20 protein-coding genes are annotated in these 23,153 nt (G+C 39.8%); all 20 read right to left on the bottom strand.

Going from position 1 to position 23,153, the window contains the following annotated elements; all coding sequences use genetic code 11:
- Positions 1-6: 6 nt before the first annotated feature.
- The 20 genes from SCALIN_RS20685 to SCALIN_RS20590 all read right to left on the bottom strand — a co-directional run bounded on the left by SCALIN_RS20685 (position 7) and on the right by SCALIN_RS20590 (position 23,108).
- Complete coding sequence (locus SCALIN_RS20685) at positions 7-1,140, bottom strand: DegT/DnrJ/EryC1/StrS family aminotransferase (protein WP_096896332.1); 1,134 nt, start codon at positions 1,138-1,140, stop codon at positions 7-9.
- Between the two features lie 43 nt (positions 1,141-1,183).
- Positions 1,184-1,630 (bottom strand): acyltransferase, encoded by a 447-nt coding sequence (locus tag SCALIN_RS20680; RefSeq protein WP_203415598.1) that lies wholly within the window; start codon positions 1,628-1,630, stop codon positions 1,184-1,186.
- Complete coding sequence (locus tag SCALIN_RS20675; protein WP_096896331.1) at positions 1,611-2,240, bottom strand: sugar transferase; 630 nt, start codon at positions 2,238-2,240, stop codon at positions 1,611-1,613. Before SCALIN_RS20675 ends, SCALIN_RS20680 begins: the two co-directional genes overlap by 20 nt.
- Before the next feature lie 215 nt (positions 2,241-2,455).
- Positions 2,456-3,694, bottom strand: a complete 1,239-nt coding sequence (locus SCALIN_RS20670; protein WP_096896330.1) for a glycosyltransferase family 4 protein — start codon at positions 3,692-3,694, stop codon at positions 2,456-2,458.
- Positions 3,695-3,885: 191 nt separating this feature from the next.
- Positions 3,886-5,715 (bottom strand): heparinase II/III family protein, encoded by a 1,830-nt coding sequence (locus tag SCALIN_RS20665; protein WP_133112122.1) that lies wholly within the window; start codon positions 5,713-5,715, stop codon positions 3,886-3,888.
- A 17-nt stretch (positions 5,716-5,732) separates the two neighbouring features.
- Positions 5,733-7,607 (bottom strand): asparagine synthase (glutamine-hydrolyzing), encoded by a 1,875-nt coding sequence (asnB, locus tag SCALIN_RS20660; protein ID WP_096896328.1) that lies wholly within the window; start codon positions 7,605-7,607, stop codon positions 5,733-5,735.
- Positions 7,608-7,650: 43 nt separating this feature from the next.
- Positions 7,651-8,748 (bottom strand): glycosyltransferase, encoded by a 1,098-nt coding sequence (locus tag SCALIN_RS20655; RefSeq protein WP_096896327.1) that lies wholly within the window; start codon positions 8,746-8,748, stop codon positions 7,651-7,653.
- Between the two features lie 2 nt (positions 8,749-8,750).
- A complete protein-coding gene (gene asnB, locus SCALIN_RS20650) occupies positions 8,751-10,634 on the bottom strand; it encodes an asparagine synthase (glutamine-hydrolyzing) (protein WP_096896326.1) in 1,884 nt (627 codons plus the stop codon).
- Between the two features lie 173 nt (positions 10,635-10,807).
- Positions 10,808-11,284: a serine O-acetyltransferase gene (locus SCALIN_RS20645; RefSeq protein ID WP_096896325.1), complete on the bottom strand. Its 477-nt coding sequence runs from the start codon at positions 11,282-11,284 to the stop codon at positions 10,808-10,810.
- A gap of 140 nt (positions 11,285-11,424) precedes the next feature.
- On the bottom strand, positions 11,425-11,934 hold the full coding sequence (locus tag SCALIN_RS20640; protein ID WP_162532449.1) for a YdcF family protein: 510 nt from the start codon (positions 11,932-11,934) through the stop codon (positions 11,425-11,427).
- A 337-nt stretch (positions 11,935-12,271) separates the two neighbouring features.
- Positions 12,272-13,423: a glycosyltransferase family 4 protein gene (locus tag SCALIN_RS20635; RefSeq protein WP_096896323.1), complete on the bottom strand. Its 1,152-nt coding sequence runs from the start codon at positions 13,421-13,423 to the stop codon at positions 12,272-12,274.
- Between the two features lie 118 nt (positions 13,424-13,541).
- Positions 13,542-14,999: a hypothetical protein gene (locus SCALIN_RS20630; protein ID WP_096896322.1), complete on the bottom strand. Its 1,458-nt coding sequence runs from the start codon at positions 14,997-14,999 to the stop codon at positions 13,542-13,544.
- A 1-nt stretch (position 15,000) separates the two neighbouring features.
- Positions 15,001-16,083 (bottom strand): glycosyltransferase, encoded by a 1,083-nt coding sequence (locus SCALIN_RS20625; protein WP_096896321.1) that lies wholly within the window; start codon positions 16,081-16,083, stop codon positions 15,001-15,003.
- 57 nt (positions 16,084-16,140) lie between these two features.
- Positions 16,141-17,010 (bottom strand): SDR family oxidoreductase, encoded by an 870-nt coding sequence (locus tag SCALIN_RS20620; RefSeq protein WP_096896320.1) that lies wholly within the window; start codon positions 17,008-17,010, stop codon positions 16,141-16,143.
- A gap of 10 nt (positions 17,011-17,020) precedes the next feature.
- Positions 17,021-17,470 (bottom strand): dTDP-4-dehydrorhamnose 3,5-epimerase family protein, encoded by a 450-nt coding sequence (locus SCALIN_RS20615; RefSeq protein WP_096896319.1) that lies wholly within the window; start codon positions 17,468-17,470, stop codon positions 17,021-17,023.
- 18 nt (positions 17,471-17,488) lie between these two features.
- Positions 17,489-18,496: a GDP-mannose 4,6-dehydratase gene (locus SCALIN_RS20610; protein ID WP_096896318.1), complete on the bottom strand. Its 1,008-nt coding sequence runs from the start codon at positions 18,494-18,496 to the stop codon at positions 17,489-17,491.
- Positions 18,493-19,269: a glucose-1-phosphate cytidylyltransferase gene (gene rfbF, locus SCALIN_RS20605; RefSeq protein WP_096896317.1), complete on the bottom strand. Its 777-nt coding sequence runs from the start codon at positions 19,267-19,269 to the stop codon at positions 18,493-18,495. The genes SCALIN_RS20610 and rfbF overlap by 4 nt, the downstream gene beginning before the upstream one ends.
- A gap of 22 nt (positions 19,270-19,291) precedes the next feature.
- Positions 19,292-20,536 carry an alkaline phosphatase family protein gene (locus tag SCALIN_RS20600; RefSeq protein ID WP_096896316.1) on the bottom strand — a complete coding sequence of 415 codons (1,245 nt, stop codon included), beginning with the start codon at positions 20,534-20,536 and terminating at the stop codon, positions 19,292-19,294.
- Between the two features lies 1 nt (position 20,537).
- Positions 20,538-21,611: a nucleotidyltransferase domain-containing protein gene (locus tag SCALIN_RS20595; RefSeq protein WP_096896315.1), complete on the bottom strand. Its 1,074-nt coding sequence runs from the start codon at positions 21,609-21,611 to the stop codon at positions 20,538-20,540.
- Positions 21,612-21,614: 3 nt separating this feature from the next.
- Complete coding sequence (locus SCALIN_RS20590; protein WP_096896314.1) at positions 21,615-23,108, bottom strand: oligosaccharide flippase family protein; 1,494 nt, start codon at positions 23,106-23,108, stop codon at positions 21,615-21,617.
- Positions 23,109-23,153: the final 45 nt, after the last annotated feature.

Raw genomic sequence — 23,153 nt, 5'->3', positions numbered from 1 at the left:
CCCAAGCTATTTAACCGGATAAACTTTATGAATAATATTTACTACCCTCCTAAGATCTTCCCTGGAAAGGTTCGAACCTGATGGTAAACACAGACTTTTATCAAATAGATCTTCTGCTACACAGGAACCGTAATAGGGATAATCTTTGAAAATTGGTTGCAAATGCAGAGGCTTCCAGACAGGACGTGCTTCTATATTCTCAGACTCCAGGGCTAAACGAATCATTTCTCTCGTTACGCCAAGTTCAGAGGGTTCTATAGAGAAACATGTCAACCAACGATTACTCCTTCCGAAATCGGCCTCAGGCATAAACTCAATACCAGGTAATGCACCCAGTTCTTTTTTATAAAACTCAAAATTAGCCCTGCGTGCCTTTACCCTATCTTTAAGAACAAGAAGTTGCCCCCGTCCAACCCCAGCAAGAACGTTGCTCAGTCGATAGTTATAGCCTATATGCGAATGTTGATAATGTGGTGCCGCGTCTCTTGCCTGAGTAGAGAGAAATTTAGCCTTCTTAATTAGTTCTTCATTGTCTGACACTAACATCCCTCCAGACGATGTGGTAATAATTTTATTACCATTAAAAGAGAAAACTCCAAACTCACCTAAAGTACCAGTATGTTTCCCTTTATAATAAGCACCCACCGATTCTGCCGCATCCTCAATTAACGGTATATTGTACTTTTTACATACATCTAAGATGGAATCAATATCAGCACTTTGGCCATATAAATGAGTCAGGATTACAGCCTTGGGAATTTTGCCATTTTTGATTCTTCCTTGAATTGCCTCTTCAAGAAAAGCTGCATCCATATTCCAGGTAGCTGTTTCACTATCAACAAATACCGGAGTTGCTCCCTGGTAGACTATCGGATTAGCACTGGCAGCAAACGTAAAAGAAGAGCATATTACTTCATCACCTTGCTGAACATTTAGCAAAATTAATGCAAGATGGATAGCTGCTGTTCCTGAGCTTAGTGCAACGGAATGCGGAGAACCTGTTAATTCACAAAATTCCTTCTCAAATGCATCCACATGTGGGCCGACAGGAGCTATCCAATTAGTCTCAAATGCTTCCTTTACAAAAGCAAATTCCTGGTCTCCCATATGAGGGGACGACAAATAAATACGTTTATTCATGTTGATAAGATATTTTTCACAAGATGGTATAATGCATTTAGAATCAATGAAGTGTTTCTGCTTTTTTGATTTCCCTCATAACTTTTGCCGGCACTCCAACGGCAACAACATTATTTGGAATATCTTTATCAACAAAACTAAAAGCTCCTACTATCGAGTTTTCTCCAATAGTCACACCAGGCATAAGAACACTATGGGATCCAATTTTACAATTTTTCTTCAATCTAACCATTCCCTTTTTATTATCAATAGTTGATATAGAGTAAATAGAACAATGTGAACCGACTTGAACAAAATCTTCTATAACTACTTTAAATTTTGCATTTATGTATGTAAAAGCACCAATATCAGTTTTGTAACCTAAGCTGAAACCAGCTAGATTTTGTACTAACCAATTATATTTATTCGGCTTTCCTTCCTCTAAGCAGGGAAGTTCCCAATCTTTAAATCTATCATCCATAACTATTTTCTTAGATAGTTTTCTCTCCATTAAATTCGTGCATAGTGGCACAATTATCCGCATTAATGTCTCTTCTACATAGGACATACCAACATGTTAGTAACAATATTTTCAAGTCCAACTTAAAATCATGATTATCCACATACCATACATCCAAATCAAACTTCTCTTCCCATGAGATAGAGTTGCGCCCTTTTATCTGCGCCCAACCTGTAACTCCCGGTTTAACCTCATGCCTTCTCGCCTGCGTTGGTGTATATCTTTCTAAATATTGCATAAGAAGCGGTCTTGGCCCCACCATGCTCATATGTCCCATTAATACATTGAACAACTCAGGAAGTTCGTCAATGCTGGTCGCACGCAAAAATTTCCCAAAAGGCAACAGGCGTTTTTCATCAGGTAAAATATTGCCTTTCTTGTCTTTTTCTGTCGTCATTGTACGAAACTTATAAATACAAAATGGTTTCCCATTCAATCCTGGCCTTTGTTGCTTAAAGAAAATCGGACTACCTATTTTCATACGTACCAGAACTCCTATACTTAGCAGAAATGGAAAGAGGATGAGTAAACTAAAACAGGCAGTAATAAGGTCAAAAATCCTTTTTAAGGCAGAAAATAATTTAATTTTTTTTGAATCCATAAAACATATCAATCAAACTCTATCATTAAATTCTATTTTATTCATTTACAATATATCCATCCGGTTAAACCAAAAGAAATCACTCTACCAAAAACCGCAGCAAGAGCAAAATAATACTTAAACATAATAATAAGCCTATTGGTTGTTTCTTTTGTTTCTGTTCAGCAATAAAGACACTTTCAGTATTACTGATAACATTCAAAAACTTTTTATCACTATTTAATTTCTTTTAATTCAGGTGAAACAATTTTTTCTAAAAACCGAACAAATTGATCAGCAAGATAAGTACGATCAAAATCAGATAAGGCCAACTTTATAGCATTATCACCCATTTCTTTTCTTTTCTCAGGATTCTTATATAAATAGATCAATGCTTCAGCAAAAGCATTTGGATCATCGGGTGAAACAGCCACACCACATTTATGCTCATTGATCATGTCTGCCAACCAACCTGGATAATTATTGATTACCGGTAAGCCAACCGATAAGTAATCAAAAAACTTATTTGGCGATGTTCCATAGTAAAATGCCGGAACATTTGCTAATACCATTAAACCTACATCCGCAACTTTCAAATACCCAACCAGTTCGGTTTTTGGTACAGGATCCAGGAACAAGCAATTATCAAGTCCCTTTTGCTTTGCGCATTCCATTAGCTGGGGCTTTAATTTACCATCACCGATGAAAGCCAGTTTAATATTATTATATCCTTGCCGTTTAAGCACTTCTGCTGCGTCCAACACCGCGTTCAATCCATTAGCAATACCATGTGCTCCGGTAAACACGGCCATCAGATCGCTTTCATTAATACCATGTGGCCGTTTTGCAATATTGTTTTTAGAAAACAACTCTAAATCACAACCATTGGGGACCATAGTTATCGGCTTATCTTTACCGCTACAGCGTCGAATCCCATCCACAATTCCTGGTGACAAACCTATACAAGCATGAGCAGAGCGATAACTTACCCGCTCCAACAGGGACATCAGCCATAGGGTAATCGGATTTGTAATAACACCCATCTCCCGAGGTAATTCAGGCCAGAGATCACGCACCTCAAAAACAAATCTCTTCCCTTTTAACCAACGTGCGAAGATACCAGGTAGCCCGGCTGTAAGCGGAGTACTTGTCGCAAAAACCAAATCACACGGTTCTTTAAATACAATTCCTATGCTACGCACGGCAAATTTAAAAAAAATACTGCTTCGTTTGATGAAACTATCATGATTTGAATACTCCAACGCCAATTCTATGACACGGATACCGTCCACTGTTCCGCTACGCTTACCATCTTTGAAAGCGCTTTCAAGCCCGGTATTACCATCTAGATAGCTGCCACAAACCATCGTTACTTCATGTCCTGCCGTTACCAATGCGCGCGCCATTTCATAGGAACGAGTACCGGTTGAACCTGATGGTGTGGAAAAATGCTGATGAAAATAGAGAATTCGCATATACAAAGAGAACTTGACCAAAAACGCTCACTTTCGGTCAAAAATTAGAAATCCAAAAAAATAAAAAACTCGGTCTTCAAGGTCGTACTGTTATTGATTTGTCATTTTTGCCTTAGTATATTGTTTATTTAATTCTGATATTGATAATTTATGTATTGTTTAGTTTTTCTTTTTTAGATATCAGTGTTTTTTTAAGCCAGCTGAATATGAGTTACTACTCTCCCAGGTTGGTGACAGATCACTTCCAATACGGGAATCAACTTTTTCTGCAAGTAGTAGCGAGATTCAAACTGCTCAGTTAATTTCAATACAACTGCGATTTCAGTATTAATTTCAAGTTTCACACTGTCACATGACAGGGCCTGTCCATCCAAGAGCCACTTTTCAGGTGCTAACCGCCATCTAATGACAGCTTCCTTCTTAAATCCACCCAGATCATCAACCACACGCCATCCATTCGCCGCACGACGTAACTCTCTGGTATGATGTGAACCTAAATAATCAGTATATCCACTTTTAACATAACCTTTTTGTGCATCAAACTCAAGCACATCTGGCTTTAACCATGCGCCAAACAAAAAGCGCCCCAACCTGGGCATCTGATCATGCCCATCAAAGCATACTGTACTGTGACTCTCTGTTCCAGGAAAGTACTCCAGGCTAGTATCATCTACGTTATAACTATAAGAGCCAGCATCCCTGATCCAATTTACACCATTATACCACACATCCAAATGCAAGGCATCGGCGTGGCTGGGTCGAAAGCTATAAACGGGGAGACGTAACATAGCAAACCCTGCCTCATGATTAATCCTTGCAAATCCCCCTTCAGAGAAAAGTTTCGACGAAGTTGCCTTAAGTGGCGCAAGATTATTGAGATCTATTGAAAATAGATCAAGTAAAGGATGGGTAACCTCTTCTACCCATATTGCTCTCTTTAAGAATAAAGCCGAAGCTAATTGTAGACTTGGTCTAAAATCTCTATAAGGTGTTCCGTCAAGATTGAACAGGTGGGTACCATCATTAGATCCCAGGTTTGGAGCATCACCACTTTGAATATCCATCATTCCATAAAACCATTTAACCGCCAATTTTGCTCGACTGTAATATGTGTCACTGAATTCAGAAATTTTGAGTCGAGAGCGCATCAATTCCGTCAAAGACAAAACATCCAGTATCGAACGATGATAGGTCACTGAATGCATGGAAAAGCTGCCGTCTGCTAATATCAGGTGTGCAACTCGATTCTCCAACCGATACCGCCCCTTGCGTGCCCACTTGCTTCCTTGTTCTATTTGCTCCCTGTTCCCATTCTTAGACAAATAGTGTCCAACAATAAACAGTGTCGCTGCTTCACTGATACCGTGATTGTTATCCTGCGCCATGGCATAATAGACAGTCGGTACTATTCTTTGCAAATGGATATAAAGTAACTTTAAAAAAGCCGGATGCGGTGGATCTTCAAAAACACGATTAATAGCCAATGCACCCACCAGCAAATTAAGACAACGCAATGAGGCCTCCTGCCCGCACTTCCAGTTAATTCCCCCATTCACTGGGTTACGGATAGCCCAGTCCCGCAACCAGAACTCTAATCTTTTCAAAGATTCGGTATCACCTTGTTGATAAGCCCACGCCATTTTCGGCAACCAATCAAAACGCGAAGCCTCCCAAACTGTTTTAATATCACCCAGTTCCGGTACAAAGTCCGGTATATCTGACCAATGGCAGCTAACATTCTCATATCTCGAACCACTCCAGGGATTGACAAACCAATCTGGCGGTGATGATACTTCCATTTTATGATATAAAAAATAATACAACAATACACTTTTATCGGTTAGCATTGCTTCATCACTATAGAGTGATCCTTCCAGTGGCAAGCCAATCAAAAGCCGATATCGATAATAGCCAATTCGTTTAAGAACACGATAAACGAGTACAATGACAATATTTATTAAGCCAAGTCGAAAAAATGTAAGTAACTTAATTCTGAGCTTTTTAATTCGTACCTTACTCACTTTTTTTGGTCAATTATTTATACGGTGCTATCGATATATTGGTGATTAACCTGTAGCCATATTTCAAGAGCCATAGGATTAAATATTTCTCTATACCAAACGTTACCTTTATGATCTTTTTGCTGACAGTAATCCACATATTTCTGAAGTAATGCCTCTCTATTAATAATCTGGTACTTAAATATTAAGGCATCTTCTGAAAACAACTTCAGTATTTCCTCTTTTAATTCTTTTTTTAGCCACTGTTCCTGAGGTATGACAAATCCTTGTTTATCCCTGCGCCATGTGATTTGTTTAGGTAAGATGTTTTCAATTGCCTTCCTGAAAACATACTTAGTCCAACCATTTTTGAGCTTATAAGCAGTTGGTAGATTAACAAACAACTCCATCAGACGATAATCGAGAAAGGGCAATCTTATTTCACGAGACCAGGCCATAGACATTCTGTCTTCATAATGCGTTAAAAAAGGCACTGAGTATTTTCTCAAATCATCAGCCTGGCGTTCCTGCATCGTTTGTTTGCCAGTCAAGCCCAATTGTTTATAATGATAAGATTTTAACTTACTTCCACGAATATCAATATCTTTTTTATGCCAAAGCGAAGGTAAGTAACGCTTTGCTTCTTGAAAATTAAATTGTGTAATGACACTGCGGTTCAATAGGAATCCTGTAATTACCAGGATGACTTTGAAATATTTTTTAGTTCTAAGCAAAAACTGTAAATAAAACCCAAGATACTTTTTGTATCCGCATAGTAATTCATCAGCCCCCTGCCCACTTAGAATAACCGTTATTCCTAATTCACTGGCTTTTTTCATTAGCAAATAATGAGCAACATTAGAAAAACTCCCTAATGGTGAATCATTATTCCAAGTCGCTTTTTTCATAAGAGTCATTGTGTCTTTAGGATTCCATCCCAGTTGAACCTTGTAAACCTTGTTCTGTAGATGCTCAGCCATGATGTCTATAAACTCAGACTCATCGTGATCTGAGCCTGGAGAGACAACTGATAAGATATTTAACTGCTGCTCTTCAGCCAAGAAATTTTTCATGACGGCGGAAATGGCCGATGAATCAACACCGCCTGATAATGTAACCCCAACAGGCACATCACTGCGCATCCTTAGCATTATTGCATCGAAAAATAGCGATTTAGAACGGGCTTCAATACCTGACAAATCAGATGACAATTTTGCATCAAGTACATCCCAGTATTTTATTAGATTTATATTAAGGTCAGAACCGGACAAATCAATTTCAGCAAAATGTCCTGCTGGAATGATGTTTATGCCTTCAAAAAATGTTTGATCTGTTGAGCCTTGTAATGATTGACAAATATATTCGCTAATAACCTCAAGATTAATGGCAAACGTTGAACCAATCCCCTTTAGAATACCTTTTATTTCTGAAGAAAAATAAATACCGCTATCTTGAATAGTATAATAGAGTGGCTTTATTCCTGCCCGATCTCTAGCAAGATAAAGTTTTTTTTCATCAGTATTGAGCCATGCAAAAGCCCACATTCCATTAAATTGATTTAGCGCCGTTTGAATCCCAAATTTCTCCAGAATCTGAATTACTATTTCAGTATCAGTCGAACTTTTAGCGGTGAAATCCAGAGACGTTTTTTTTAACTCTTTATAATTGTAGACCTCTCCATTGTAAACTATTACAGTTTTAGATGATGCGGACCACATTGGTTGTTTCCCTGATTCGCTTAGATCCAGAATAGACAAACGTTGATGTCCGAGACCGATTAACCAGTCACCAACACCAACAATTTCTCTCCCTTGATAGTCTGGTCCCCTATGTATTTGAGCCGTTTCTGATTTCTTCAAAAATTCAGAAATAAAACTTTGATTATTTGAAATAGCGCCAGATATTCCACACATATATCACCACATTAATTTCTTTAAGGTCCCCAAAAAAAAATAACTATATTTTTTTATTAACGATAGCATTTAGGCAGTGTTTTACATAGCGTTTGTTCCAAATTTTATTATCAAACCGAGATGCGGTTTTTATGGCTTCCATTTTTAATTTTTGAAAAAACACACGGTCGTTAACTAAACGTAACATGCTTTGACACAATAATGGTATGTCCTTTGGAGGAACGAGAATGCCATTAGATTCATGAGTTATAATCTCCGGTATTGATCTCCACAGGGTAGAAATTACAGGAACTCCACATACTAACGCTTCAAGGATAACGCCTGGATAACCTTCACCTTCATAATAAGTTGGAAGTAAGAGCGTATCGTATTCTTGCAGGGTCTCATAAATTTGATCATAGGGAACAATTCCTTTATATGTAATAATAGGATTGGCATCAAAGTCAGCCAAAGTGATGTTGCCCACCAGTGGTCCAAATAAATGGATTTCAACACTTGTTGGGTCACATTTTTTAGATGCTTCAATAATTTCAAAAATACCTTTTTTACTATCAATTCGCCCAATATAAATGAAGCGGAATTTTTGGAAATATTTCGGTTCGCTCCCGATTTCCTGTATAACCCTGCTGTTAGAAAACCAATGAATCTTAGCTTCAGGAAATTTCACACTGAAATAATCAGTTAGTAGTTTTGTTTGTAGGAGTATGTTGCCACTATGAAAAAGTCTACGTAAAAAAGCTTGTTTTAAAATACCACAATTTTCCCAATATATATCCAGAGAACCACCAAACACTCTAAAAAGAATTGGTATATTAAACAATTTACAGACATAAGATATCAGTGTGCCAAAAACGAGAAACCCCTCATTAGAAAGATTCAGAGCAACAACATCGACTAATGGAATTTTGACAACACTTCTTATTAGACACGACATTCCAATCACAAAATTAGCAAGTAGACTTTTCTGCTGCGATCTAGAAACATTTATAACAAAAGTATTAATAGAGGTATCACTGGAAATACCCTCTACTAATTCATAGAACGAAGTAGTCGTGCCACCAACCGGAGGTGGCAAAGGCCCTACAAGTAATATCCGTGTACAGGGTTTAATTCCAATATTCTCCTTTGATTTTAAAGACATAGTTAAAATCTATTTTTATTAGCCCAAATAGAAATATTTAGAACTTTCCAGAGCAGGAATTCATGATTCCTTCGTCCTTCACAATGTTCTCTATGCAAAAACTTTATGTTATCATAATCAAGCAGTCCGGATCCTTTTTTTTGTAATTCTTCAATTCTTTCAATAAAATATTTCTTAAGGGATGTTTTTAACCAATACCCAAAAGGAACGCTAAAACCAACTTTAGGCCCATAAAGAATCTCATCAGGGACTAAACCACTTAAAGCTTTTTTTAGTAAAAATTTCTTCTTTGACTTTTTAATTCTAATTTTACCGGGAAGCGGCAATATATAGTCAACTAAATCGTGATCAAGAAAAGGCACCCGCACTTCAATACTGAACGCCATTGTAGCTCTGTCAACTTTTTCAAGAAAAATATCTGGTAGAATTATTTGTGTGTCTGTCATTAACATCTCATGAACAGGATCAAGCCCAGAAAACCGTTCATGACACCGCCTGTAACGAAGAAACGGATCCCCCATGGATACAAGTTTTCTTGACTCTTTTGAGAATATTTTTAATGGATTATTTTGTACATCTTCAACTGTCAATAAAAGAGCCATCTGCACGGCAAAGTCATTCTCACTTAAGGCATTTAAGTATCTACGTCTAGAATAATAAGAGCCTTTTTTTTGACGAATGTTGTTAAGAAAAGTTACCATCTTAATAAATGGTTGCCAAAGAGCACGCCAATAAAGCGTATTATAACGTCTATAGCCACCAAATATTTCATCACCCCCATCCCCCTGAAGAATAACCTTCGAAGAACCATTTACTTTGCCACATATTAAGTAAAGAGGAATATTTGCTGCATCAGAAAAAGGGAGATCATGATGGTCTATTAGTGTCTCAATAATATGCGGCACATCCTGCCCGCTGATATGAATTTCTTGATGGTTTGTTTTATAGCGCTCTGCGATTAATCTGGCTTTAGGTAATTCATTAATACCATTTTCATAATCAAAACCCGCGGAATATGTGTTAATTACTCCAGCGTAATGTCGTGAAGCAAAGGCGGTAATGGCTGAAGAATCAATCCCTCCGGAAAGAAAAATACCGACCGGCACATCACTGACAAGTTGCCTTTTCACTGCCGATTCCAGCAGATCACGAGTTGTATTAATAAGTTCATATTCAGTTTGTAATGGCGCTTCAGGCCCCAAGAGCATTTCTGGCTTCCAGTAAAAGTATTGCGAGCCCTCCCCAGTCCTCAAGTTAATCTTGTAATAACTCCCCGGCAAAAGTTTTTTTACGTTCTTAAATAATGTTCTTTCTCCTAAAGTATTTCCGTAGTAGAGCCACTCGTGAAGCGCTTCATAATTTAATTCAAGAGATAACAGAAGGCACTTTTTGATCGCTTTAATTTCTGACGAAAAAACTAAAGTGTGTTTATCTTCATATATATAAAGTGGTTTAATCCCAAAGCGATCTCTGACTAGATACAAGAGTTGTTGTTTTTCATCGAGAATTGCAAAAGCAAACATTCCATTGAAGCAAGCAAATGCCTTTTCCCCCCATTTACAATATGCTCGCAAAACGACTTCCGTATCCGTCTCCGAACGATAGGAGTTTGAGGCAATTTGAGTTTTTATTTCCTTATAATTATAAATTTCTCCGTTGTAGACAATGTGATTAGGAACATTGATATCTGTCATTGGCTGATGACCTGAACGAGAAATATCAAGGATACTCAACCTTGCATGTCCTAAAAGAGTTCTATCTATAGCAAGTTCACCATGATCATCTGGTCCCCGGTGATTAATAGTTTTCAACGCAGAATTGAAACGGTGTCTAGTCGCTTCGTCAATGTTGTACTTCTTATTTAACATACCAAGTATGCCGCACATACATGTAACTCCTTTAATATACTTTTACATTCTCTCATTATAATTTTTAAAGAGATATATGTATTCGCGAGATCATAATAGAAAAATGGGAACATCCCGGCCTTGTACATATTTTTTCTGCATAATTAGAACTACAAGGCGCCACTTATCAATCTGGCATTACAAAAAAACTACTATGTATTTCTCCTCTTCTGCCGGTGATAAAGAAAACTGTTTATGTCAATTTCTTCTTTTAGAACCTTGGCGGGTACTCCTCCAACAACGCAACCAGAGGAAACATCCTTGACTACGACTGCATTAGCGGCCACCAAGCACCCCTTTCCTAAACGAATTGGACCAAGTATCTTAGCGCCAGCACCGATGTAGACATCGTCTTCAATAACAGGATCTCCAGCCTCTGTAGCATTGCCGCCAACAACTACGCCAGATCCTAATTCAACATTATTACCAATAATTGCTTTTGAACCAATCACTACACCTAACCCACCATAGCCAAGACTGGTATTCTTTCCAATTATTGCCGTTGCAGGACACCAGCAGGAAAATAAAAGACGAACGGTCATAGTAATCACTATTGGAATTATGGGTACGCGCCTTTTATAAAAAAAATGTGCTAAACGGTAATAGCTTAGAGGGTTTCTTAAGTTCATAGTTTTCAACTAGCGCGCAGATACAATAAATTGCTTAAATTGGTATAAGTCTAATGATAACAACAAACTGATTAGTTAATGCATAGGTGCTATAAATAGGCTTCTTTTTATTGAGGCGATGCCCCAAACCCCAATGTTTTTTAGAAATTTTCTGTAACAAATTTGTAACGATACAGTAATATTTTTAACCCTTCTGAAACTACATTTAATAAACTACCCTCATCTTTCCACCACTTACCAGGGTTAAACGGATCGTAAGGATCAGATAGAACAGAAATTTCCACATCTGTATCTTTAAATATCTCCTGGAATGTGAATTTTGCCCTGCGGGAATGTACAGGAGAAGTAACCACCAGCAGTTTATTAAAGCTATTACTCTGCCAGTACTTTTGGAGAGTGAGGGCCTCTTCTAAAGTGGAAGTCAGCCATTTACCAATTACACCTATCCTGTGATCTTCGACACCTTTTACAATAAGCAATTTACGCATTACATCTTTATTTAGAGGGAATTCTACCCCAGCCTCTTCAAGTATCTTACTGTTAAAAGGTATTTCAGCCCAGGTTATCAGGATTTGTGCCTTTGGGTAACGGTGAGCAAGCTCAGCAGTATACACTACTCGCCCAAAATCACCTGAGAGGTTGAGAATCACATCAACTTCACCTGTAGGCTGTTTATTAACTACTAAAAAAAAGGAAATGTATAAAACAGGGAGAAGCAAAATAAAATTATGCTAATTATAAAAAACGTAAGAAAATAAAAATACTTTTTTCTATTCATACTTCTATTATCGACACACCTCAAGCCTTTCATTTTAATATTTACCAGAACCAAGTATGTTGTAAAGAATCAGATTTACCACAGCGACACCCTTAAAAGATTATGTACTTTTTTAACGAACAAAATCATAATGGTATCAAAGAAATGAATGGTGTCTTATGCAGAGAGTACTAAACAGGAATGAGTATACCAGTGTCGTAATCTCTTCATCAAAAATCACCAGTAAGCATATTTTCAAAAAGTGTAATCATTTCTTTAGTTCGCCGTTCCACTCGAAATTCCTCTGCCCGTATACGTCCTTTTGAAATAGCGTTCTCCATTGCTTCCGGAGTTCTTTGTAGTACTTCGAGAACTGCCTTACGTAACGTGTCAGGGCAATCAGGGGGGACCATTATCGAATCAGTCTCCTTCAGCACTTCTGGAATTCCATCAACATTGCTACTCACTACTTGCAACCCAGTTGCCATTGCTTCAACAAGAACAAGACCAAAGCCTTCAGTTTGAGCAGGATGCACAAGAATATCGGATGATGCCATTAATCTCGCCGTGTCTTTACGAAATCCAAGAAACTTTACACGCTTTTGTACTCCAGCATCTTCTGTTTTCTTTTTTATGAGTTTAACTAATTCATCAGAGCCACATACATTCAAATAGGAAAGACCTATATATAAAAGATAACAATCATTTTCTTGCAAAAGTGGACAGACTGCTTCAAAAAGCGTATCAATACCTTTTTCCTTTACCAACCGTCCAACATAGATAATAATTCTTCCTTGATCTGATATTTCTAATTCCTGGCGTACATCACTTCTTGCCGAACTCACTTCAAAGTACTCCCGGGAAATACCGTTATAAATAGTCCGGCAGTACGACAGAGATGTATTAAAATAGCTGATCCATCTGCCCGTAACAAAATTTGATATACCATAAAAACGAATCTGAGAGTTGCAACGAACAGAAAATCGCCAAAAGCGGTGGTATAGTGAATTCTCACGATCTTTGCTATATACACAGTGCAAACCGACTAAATGCTTAGTTCGCTGTCCCCATGTGGCCCAAGCCGCAAGAACTGTCGGAGAAATATTGGAAGTTTCAATAATGTCATACTTTTCCTCACGCAGTAAGTTCCTGAGTTGTACTATCGCAGGGATCATACTAATAATCGGCGGATGGATTCTCAACCCGAGGAAAAACACTCTACGAATACCTCTTGCCAAGAGGGAAGTCTTTATCTCTTTTACACCATATAGATCCTCAGTATACATACTCAGAATATCAGCATGGATCCCGAGGTGATTCAACTCTTCTGCCAGTTCCACAGCAAGGCGCTCTGCACCATTAAGTTGATAAAACTGTGTCACAAAAATTAAAACTTTGATCGTGATTTCACCTTAATAGAAAACATAAAACGAATTTAAAATATTATTAACAATTATTGAAATTCCTATACATCAACAGCCAAACTTTATGCGAATAGTTTTACAATTTTAGTAATAACCACCCCACATGCACCAATATTACAATAGCATACCACATAAGTGAAATTTTACGTAATAACCGCAAAGTACCGGTTTCTCTTATGTCAGGTAATACCGCAAGAATTAATAAAGCTGGGAGAAATGGCACAAAATGTCGTTGCTCCAATGATGTAGCAACCACTGACAAGATTCCAACTAATGAATAAATAGCAAGATAAAACAGAGAATCAGCAATTTGATTTTTTTGGCGACCATACATTCTATGGAACACCATGAATATTCCGCCAATAACTAAAGGCATAATTATTATCTGGTAGATGCCATTAAAATTTTTTATTAAATGATACTCACTTGCGCCAAACTTAAGTGAACACCAAATTGGGATGGGACTTATGGCCATCGTGGCACAGCCAAGCACTAACTTTATTGGTAAAGGTTGGTTCACAACCAATTTCATTCCTAGTGAATCTTCCGTTGCATGATCTTTTATATGCTCTAAGTAATTCTCACTTACCTGCGATTTGTAATTTAGCGAAATATCAGAAAATTGACGTATATAGCCAAATCCAAGCAAAATACCAAGAGTTATAACGATTACGAAAACAGGTTTTTGGAATTTCGAATCCATATGCCGTATCCTAACAATAACTGACATCATAAAAAATAATCCAAACAGAACTACGGCCTTCTGTCGAAGATAAAAGGTTGCGTAACTTGCAATTCCTGTAATGACTATGCCGAAAATAAAATTTTTTACAGACGGCCTATTCATCCAGACAACCCATCTCCATAGAACCATAACATTTATAAACAAGATAAAGCAATCACGTATTAAGATAGCACCAAAAAGCCAGAACAGACCACAACATGATACCAGGATACTAAGACGCCTCAGTCTCAAGTGATCATTTCCAAATACCTCCCTGGCTACAGCCACGGTTGTAGCACCAGACAAGCCTACAACAAAAGCATTACAAAGGACTCCCGTATAAAGCCCAAACTTCATCCCAAGCAACCATGCCAAGGCATAAATTCTCTGCCAAATTAAAATAGCCAGGGGAGAATTAAAATTAACAGGTATATCCTGCATAGTTGTAAAAGGGGGCGATTCCGAAATGAGCGGGAAAAAAGAGTTTGCGGCGTCACGCGTAGATTGCAATTCACCGAAAGTGATTAATGAGTAATTTTGTGCCACACCTGCCACTAAGACACAAACACTAAAAGACAAAAGAAATGAACGTAATTCGTATTCTCCTTTTGAAAAAACCATAGCACATACAATCAGCCCAAAAACCACAAACAAAAAGACAGCCAGGAAAGGAGCATATGTTTCGTTTGCAATACTAAGCAGATAACTGCCGATTAGTAGAAGGGGTAACCAGAATATACTCGTAGCGATTATATCGGAAAACAGAAAACGGTGTGACGATAATGGTAAATCTTGTTTATTCAGGTACATATTACTTCTCATTAACAAATGCCTTTAGAACTTTAAAGTCTGTAGTCATAGGAGGAATAATTTTCATGTTACGATACAGCCAAGGGCTGATAAGAGATCCAAAAAAATAGAGAATATTATAGCTAAAGCAAAACAGAATATGTGCAAAAAAACCTCTGAAAAAGCCGTAATTCCCTATAAGTCCTTTCGCTATCGCACGATTAAGAGGGCGAAAATATAAGCGCCGGATAACGGCAAATGTCGTAAGCGCTAACGGAAGACTTAAGATCCCTGGTGCAAACCAGACAATACATAACAAAAGAGGAAAAATGGTCATGAGGAACTGTTCTAAGAAAAGGAACACCACCTTCCAATGCATTTTAGATTTTGAAGCTTTGGCACACAAGTTTGACAAAATAGCAGACTTCCATTCGGTACGCACACTTTTTATTACCGTATCAGGACGCTCATGAAGGACAACTGCCTCTGGAGCAGGAGCATAAGAAAAACGGCCACAAATCCTTTCATGTAATGTAGACTCATCGCCGCGTGCAACAAAGTTTTCATAAAATCCCCCGACTTTATCAAATATCTCCTTGCGGAACGCCATATTACACCCAACGAAATGCCCTTCGAAAATGTGTGGACCAAAGAACTGCCGGTTGCGAGTACGTTGCAGGAACCTGGCTACGCTAGAATCTATATTGAGGAGATTGATCCGCCCTCCCACATAATCAGCTCCTGAGCGCAAAGGTTTCACAAGTTCCTCAATCCAGGTTGGCTCCGGCACAGCATCACCATCGATATAAGCGATAAAATTTCCGCTCGCATTACGAATTCCTATATTTCTGGATACCGACAGATTTACGTGTTCAATGCAGAGCATACGCATATTCGGAGAATTCGGAGGCAAAGAGCGAATATACGCCTCACCTATTTCCCGGGTACGATCCTTTGAAGCATTTTCAATGATCAGAATTTCGTATCCATCATTCGGATATGTTTGATTTAAGAGCCCGTCAAGGCACATCCGAAGATATTTTTCTTCATTAAAAACACAGACAACAACTGAAATAAATAAGTGTGGAAAAATGTTCTTGTCCAATTGTATCTAATTTTCCAAAATATCTACCGAAACAATAACGGTTAATAGTGTTTTATTTTATAATATTTTGTTCTTAATCAAATGCACGTAGCGAGCCAGCGCCTCTTTCCACGGTTCCAGCAGGGGCACTCCGACGTAAGACAAATTGTAACTCGTCAGAATTTCGCAATCCGGCACATTGGCCTTGCGTGGAAAATGGCTGGAGTCCACCTCTTCCACCGGGACATCCAGACCGAATGCATGGAGTATCTCCCGCACATACTCCGCGCGCGAGCACCCACCTTGATTCGATACATGATACACGCCGTACTGGTCAGCATCCAAAAGAGACAGGAGGGTTTCACCCACGTCAAAGGTATATGTAGGCGACCCGTATTTGTCGCCTGCACTATGCATCACATCCGTTTGTAGCGCCTCTCGATAGCGCGCAACAATAAAATTCCGCGCGTGATGCACCTCCCCTCCATACAACCAGCCCAGGCGTAAAATGTAGTGCTTGTCACAAATACGAGACACATACTTTTCCCCCGCGTATTTAGAGCGAGCATAAGAGGTTTTCAGCACAACCGGGTCGTATTCATGGTAAGCACATATCGTGTCACCAAAAATCCCACAAGTACTAATCTGTATAAGTGTAGCTCCAAAATGCTGGCATGTCTCGGCAAGCAATTTTGGTCCCCAGGCATTGATCGCATACGCAGTCTGCGGTACATCCTCACATGGTTCGACATGCAAACAGGGTGTATTTATCACCACATCCGGGCGTTCAGGGCTCTGAAAAAATGCCTGTACCTGATCGCGACAGGTGATATCCAGCTCATGCCGATCCACAGATCGAACATCAAACGGCTTATCCAAAAAGAACGCCGCAAGATCAGTTGCCAACATGCCACGCCCACCTGTAATCAGAATTTTTCGTTTATGCATTCATAGTTTCCTATCTATGTTTCAAAGCCCAGTCATATGGAATACTCGGATCAAAAGGGTCCAGCCGTTCCATCTCGTCCGGCGAGTGCGGTACTGTAGCACAGTTAGCCACAATGGATTGTTTTCCCCCGTAACCTTTAAAGCCATTATATACCCCGGTTGGTACACGCACCAGGCAGTAGTTGTCTTCCCCCATGAACACTTCCTGCAGTTCACCCCTGGTAGGAGAATTCTCTCGAATATCGTACAGGACAAATTTGATCATACCAGATACAACTGCATAATTCAGGACCTGTTTGTGATGCAGGTGCCAGGCCTTAATCGAACCCGGATAGACTACAGAAAAATAAATCTCACCAAATTGCTCAAAGTGTGGGGCGTCCGCTCGCAGCATGTGCATGATTTTGCCACGCTCATCGCAAATCTGTCTCAAAGGATGGATTTGTACGCCATCAATCATCTATATCTCTCCTTCTGATTAAGCCTCGGTTTGTAAATAAGATTCATACCATTCAATGGTTTCCCGCATACCGGCTTCCAGGGAAAACTGAGGAGTCCATTGCAGGGTTTCCCTGGCACGTGTAGAATCCAGAAACTGGGATTTGATCTCACAACTTACTTTGTCACGAATATCCAGTTCGATATCCGTTTGGTGCATCAACTTCTGAATCAGATCTACGATCTCCAGTACATTCATGGGGCGCTCCAGGCTGAAATTGAAGGCATTTCCCCGAACCTGTGGATCCTGGATACACTCTGCCAGTCGCATATAAGCTCGGCTGATATCCTTCACATACACATAGTCACGTATGAATTTCCCGTTGCTGCGAATCACTGGACTTTCTCTTGCCAGCAGGGCACGAATCGTCCCAGGTACTATACGGCTCCAGTTCAGATCTCCACCACCAAAAATATTGCCACATCGCGCAATGGCGAGCGGCAGATCGTACGTGTTCACATATGCCTGGGAGATCAAATCCGTGCAACTTTTTGACACGTCATAGGGATGCCGACCTATTAGAGGCATGTCTTCATTGTAGGGGAGGTGCGGCTGATCTCCGTATGCTTTGTCACTCGAAGCTATCACTACTTGCCGAATAAGGTTACCGTAAACACGACACGCTTCCAGAACGTTGTATGTACCTCGAATATTCGCTTCCATACAGGCCAGGGGAGAGCGTAGCGCCGTACCAACGATGGTCATAGCCGCCAGGTGAAAAACAGTATTCACCTCGTGTTCGTTAATAGCGCGTTCCACCGTGTCGTAGTCTTCAATCCTGCCATTTACAATAGTGGTCTTGTGGTAGTCACCAGACCGGAAAAACTCAGTCTGGTAATCACTGTCACGCACTAAGGCAATTACTCGTGCGCCCGCTGTTAACAAGTCTTTCACCAACCAGGATCCAACCATACCGGTAGCACCCGTGATCAAAGCTGTTCGATCCTTCCAAAAAGAACAGTCCAGTCTGATGGATTGTTCACTCATTTCCATACCCTCCACTCCGCCTGCCCCTTGTTCCACATAACATTCAGTTCAATACTGTCGCGGTAGGTATCCATACAGTGCCAGAACCCCTCATGGCGATACATAGACAGTTGACTATCAGCAGCCAGTTTTTCGAGTGGTTCTTTTTCCAAGTCACACTCAGGGTCATCAGACAGATACTCCAAAAACTCAGGTTCAAAGACAAAGTAACCAGCATTAATATAGCCAGCAAGAATTGGTTTTTCCTTCCAAGACAGGACGCGACCATCGACATCTGCATCGACTGAGCCAAATCGGGACGGCATATGTACTCCGGTAAAAGTACCAATCGTACCCGCTTTTTTATGAAATGCCAGAAGTTCTTCGATATTGATATTGCCAACACCATCCCCATAAGTCACCATAAAAGGTTCGCCATCCAGATGGTGTTTGATGCGGGCGATGCGAGCACCCTTGAGCGTTTCTTCTCCAGTATCAGCCATAGTCACTTTCCAATCCATAATGCCCTCTTTCAAATGATCGGTAATTTGCCCTGTACCAAGTTGAATAGTAAAATCGTTGTGTAGGTGCTTAAACTGAAGAAAGTATTCCTTGATACAGAAACTCTTGTAACCCAGGGAAAGGACAAAATCGTCACAACCATAGTACGAATACCCGCGCATAATATGCCACAAAATGGGTTTTCCTCCGATCTCCACCATCGGTTTTGGCCGGTATTCAGTTTCTTCTCGTAAGCGTGTTCCCTTGCCACCACACAATATAACAACTTTCATCTTCTTCTCCTCTATAATATTATCATACTCCTACACTCTGTCTTAACAATTCAAACACCGTAGACAACGGTAGTGTTGGATAGGTTTTGAGTGCCACTCCTTCTCCCCAACGGATACATACGCCCTGACTTTTTTGAATGTGCGGGTTATAGCCATGCATACCCTTGCAAGGTGCAATACGATGAAAAAAGTCTGGAAAAACCAGCACACCTGGATTTGCCAACCAGAGATGATCTCCATAACGTCGATCAGGCCACGGCACATGGTAGCATTCGGCAGTTCCAACATCCATCCATGTTCCATAAGCTGAAAAACCTGAAACATTCTGTAGCAGCCCGGGCAACGTTTTTCGAGCCATATCGTTCATCGCCCATAAACGCACCATAGTAGAATCCAAAAAATACAAAACATCCTTTCCCTTTTTCAGGCGAGCAGAATGTAAGATATTTTCGATTTCACTTTCTGCATTGAAACGCTCTGTCACAGTCAGCATACCATGATCCCCGACGAAAAGAAATCGATTCTTGGAAGAAGCTGCCTCCGCTTGTCCGACAAATTGTTCCAGCATTTGGTCCATATCCAGAAGTATTGTACGGAATTCTATACTTTCCGGACCGTAAAGGTGTCCATACGTATCGGGGATGGAGACATAGACAAGGTAAAGGTCCTTCTTGCCCTCACCCAGATCTCTGACTACTGCATCCAATCGTTCCTGGTCAGAAGCATATGGCGTGGCAAGCCCCAGCGCAGTGAATGAGTCGTAGAAGTATGTCTTCCCTGCCTCGGTCAAGAGGGTAAAAATGGAAGGTCTCGAAAACGCGTTGGTCCATCGCAGATCCATACGGTCTTCAGTCAGCGCAAAATAACGAAGCCAGGTAAATGGAATCAAAAATGATGGCATTATGATACCTTGCTGTCGAAAATACCACTGTACATATGAGCGTAGTCGCTTTTGGATTTTGTTACCAAAAGTTTGAGGAACAAATTTTAAAAGAAAAAGAACTACCTGCTCTGCAAAATGCAAAAAAGAGAGACCCTTGGCAGTTGCGTAAGGACTGTTCAGCGTATCAAAACCGATAGCGGTGAAAAAACCTGACTCGTCTCCTCTCATTCCGGTTAGTATCTCCGTACGCTCACAGAATCCAAGGCTCTGCACAACTCTCTCGTAGTGTTCACCTTCATGTGCACACTTCCAGAGAAAGGGAGTTGTTTCTTTTGAAAGATAGTCACAACGGAATGCATCGAGCAACAAAAGAATAGTAGACATTTTATGCCTCCATCCTCAAGCGTACCGCTTGAAGTCGTGCCTCATCCCAATTCATTTCAGTTGACAATTGAGGATCCACTGTCCGCAGCAAAGCTATACCGCGATTAAGGTTTTTTATAATAATATTTTCAGGGTTCCAGGCGGCAGCAATATAACATTGCGCTATTTGTATGGAAATTTGCCTCTCTACCTGCCATCCACAATAACGAACAAACCAATACAACCGCTTCATAAATGAAAGAGGTTGCCATTTCATGCAGAACTCAATATCTTGAGGGTCATTAAGATTCTTGCAAAAGTGCAGGCTCAGGGAGTTATACATTTCTATGAAGTAGTGATAGTGAACAGATTGGTACATCCTGCGTATTTCCTGTGAACTCATTTCTGACGACTGAGGTCGAAGTTTTTCCTCAAGTGCCCAGCGGCCCAGCACAAGAAATTCTTTTTTTTCAGGATAAAGCTCGTTTACCTTTTCGACACGTTTACAGTAACTGGCATCGTAAGCGCCTTTAGCCAAGAGCAGCACATCAACTATTGCCAGGATAGCTTTGGCCATTTGATTACGAAAAAAACGGGATGTTTCCCCCCTAAGGTTTTGGTCAAGCCCATTCTTGTCCAACGAGCCAAGTAAAGTATATAGTCGAGTAAAGAAGAGGATCTGAGCTTCTTTCATTGGAAGCGCAGAGGCTTTTATTTCTGGAATAAGGTCAAGTACCATTTGATCCCCATAAATAACTTTTGAAGCATATTTAAAATCATAATTCAAGATACTGGGACAAAAACACCTCATTTCCTCTGGTGAAAACTGTCCCAAATCAATCCAGTTAATCCCCACCTTACGGGCTAGTCTTTCCTTCACTTTCTTTACATCCCCTGGCAAAGCTTTCCGATTTGCAACAATACAAATATCATAATCGTTATATGGATGCCAACTGCCATGTTGATCCTGATACATACTCCCCTCATCCCTGCCGAAACTACCATAAAGTATAATGGACTGGAGATCAGGAAGTAGATTTATACATGCTTTTATGATATAACCCATGTGTTTGTTAAGGACTTGATCATATAACAATTTCTATATTCCTTTAGTCTTGCCAGTAGTATATTTGGCAAATTGTGTTTTGTATTGTAGCAACAATTGAGAAATCTTCCGTATCTCACGTTCCTCAAGTACCCGGAAGAGCAACAATCCAACCAACACAATCAATGGCAGCATTCCCATACGAATAGTGAGTGTCCATAAGTCTGAATTGAATTCCACATGTGATAATCCAACATATGCAAGCACAAAGATTATCAGGATCTTGATCAGGCGACCGTACTGGTATGGAATGGGATACAAACGTTTTGATACTATAAAACAAATCGAGAGTTGCAAGAAGTAGGCCATCATAGTAGAGAATGCAGCTCCTTTAATTCCGTATCTCGGGATAAGTAACAAGCATAACCCTATATTAAGGGCTGCGGCAGAACCGTCAATGAGCGGGAGATACTTAGTTTTCTTCATAAATGCAATTCCCTGAACATTGAAATAATACATCGCTCTGATGACAACACCAATAATTATAAAACCCACTACGGAGCCTGCTGCAAAGTAGTCAGGTGTTGTTACAAGGTGAAGTACAGGATAGGCGGCAAGCGATAGTGCTACTCCAATTCCCATTACAACAAACAGAAAATAAGTGCCGACTAACGAAAACAGTTCAATGCCCTCCTCCGTTTCCGCCTTTTTATAGAAAAATGGCTGCCATGCTGTCAAAATGGCAACCACAAAGAGATCCAGGATAAGGCCAAACTTGAAGCCCAATCCGAACAGACCTACTGCTTCAAGAGATATCAACCATTGTATAATCAAGATGCTGGACAAAGAGAGAAACCACATCGAAAGTCCGCTTGGAATTAATGGGAGTCCGAAAGAAAGATATTTTTTCAAATAGTGAAAATTAAGGTTCATTTTAATTTGTCTTAAAGCAATTACCACATAGAGTATTGCAAAAATCGCAGAATTTAACATTAGAGCGAAAAACTGCCCCTTTGCTCCAAGATGTAAGACAACAACAAACAAAATGATTAACGAAGTAACGGAAAGGAATTGAAGAAATTGAATAGTAGAAAAGGTGATGGCCTTACCACGGATGCGTAATAAAGCCATAGGGACAACGTTGGTTGACTCAATAGCTACAGTGGCAATCACCAGAAACGCAAAAGGAAATATAGGAACGGAGGGGAAAACAAACTTCCATGTGAACGGACTTATAAAAGCCAGTAATACTGTAATGCCTAAGGCCATAAGAACAAGAAACACCCAAGCTGTACCGTGTGCAATCCTGCGCTCTTCATCACTGTGAAGCTCTGCATCATATCGCATAACTGCACCGCTGAGACCAAAATTATAAAAATACATCAATATCGCTGAGAACGACGCAAGGGTATTAATAATGCCATAATCCGATACTGTTAATACGCGAGTGTATACAGGGATAAGGATAATCCCCAATGACCTTATCAGCATTTGCCCGGAACCATAGGCAATGGTTTGTTTTATTAAACTCAGAATATCTTTGAACATTATGTTTCTTTATCCTGTTTTGATGAACTGCGTCAAAGCACGTCT

The sequence above is a fragment of the Candidatus Scalindua japonica genome (assembly GCF_002443295.1).
Lineage (GTDB): Bacteria > Planctomycetota > Brocadiia > Brocadiales > Scalinduaceae > Scalindua > Scalindua japonica.
This window is presented reverse-complemented; position numbering and strand designations above follow the sequence as displayed.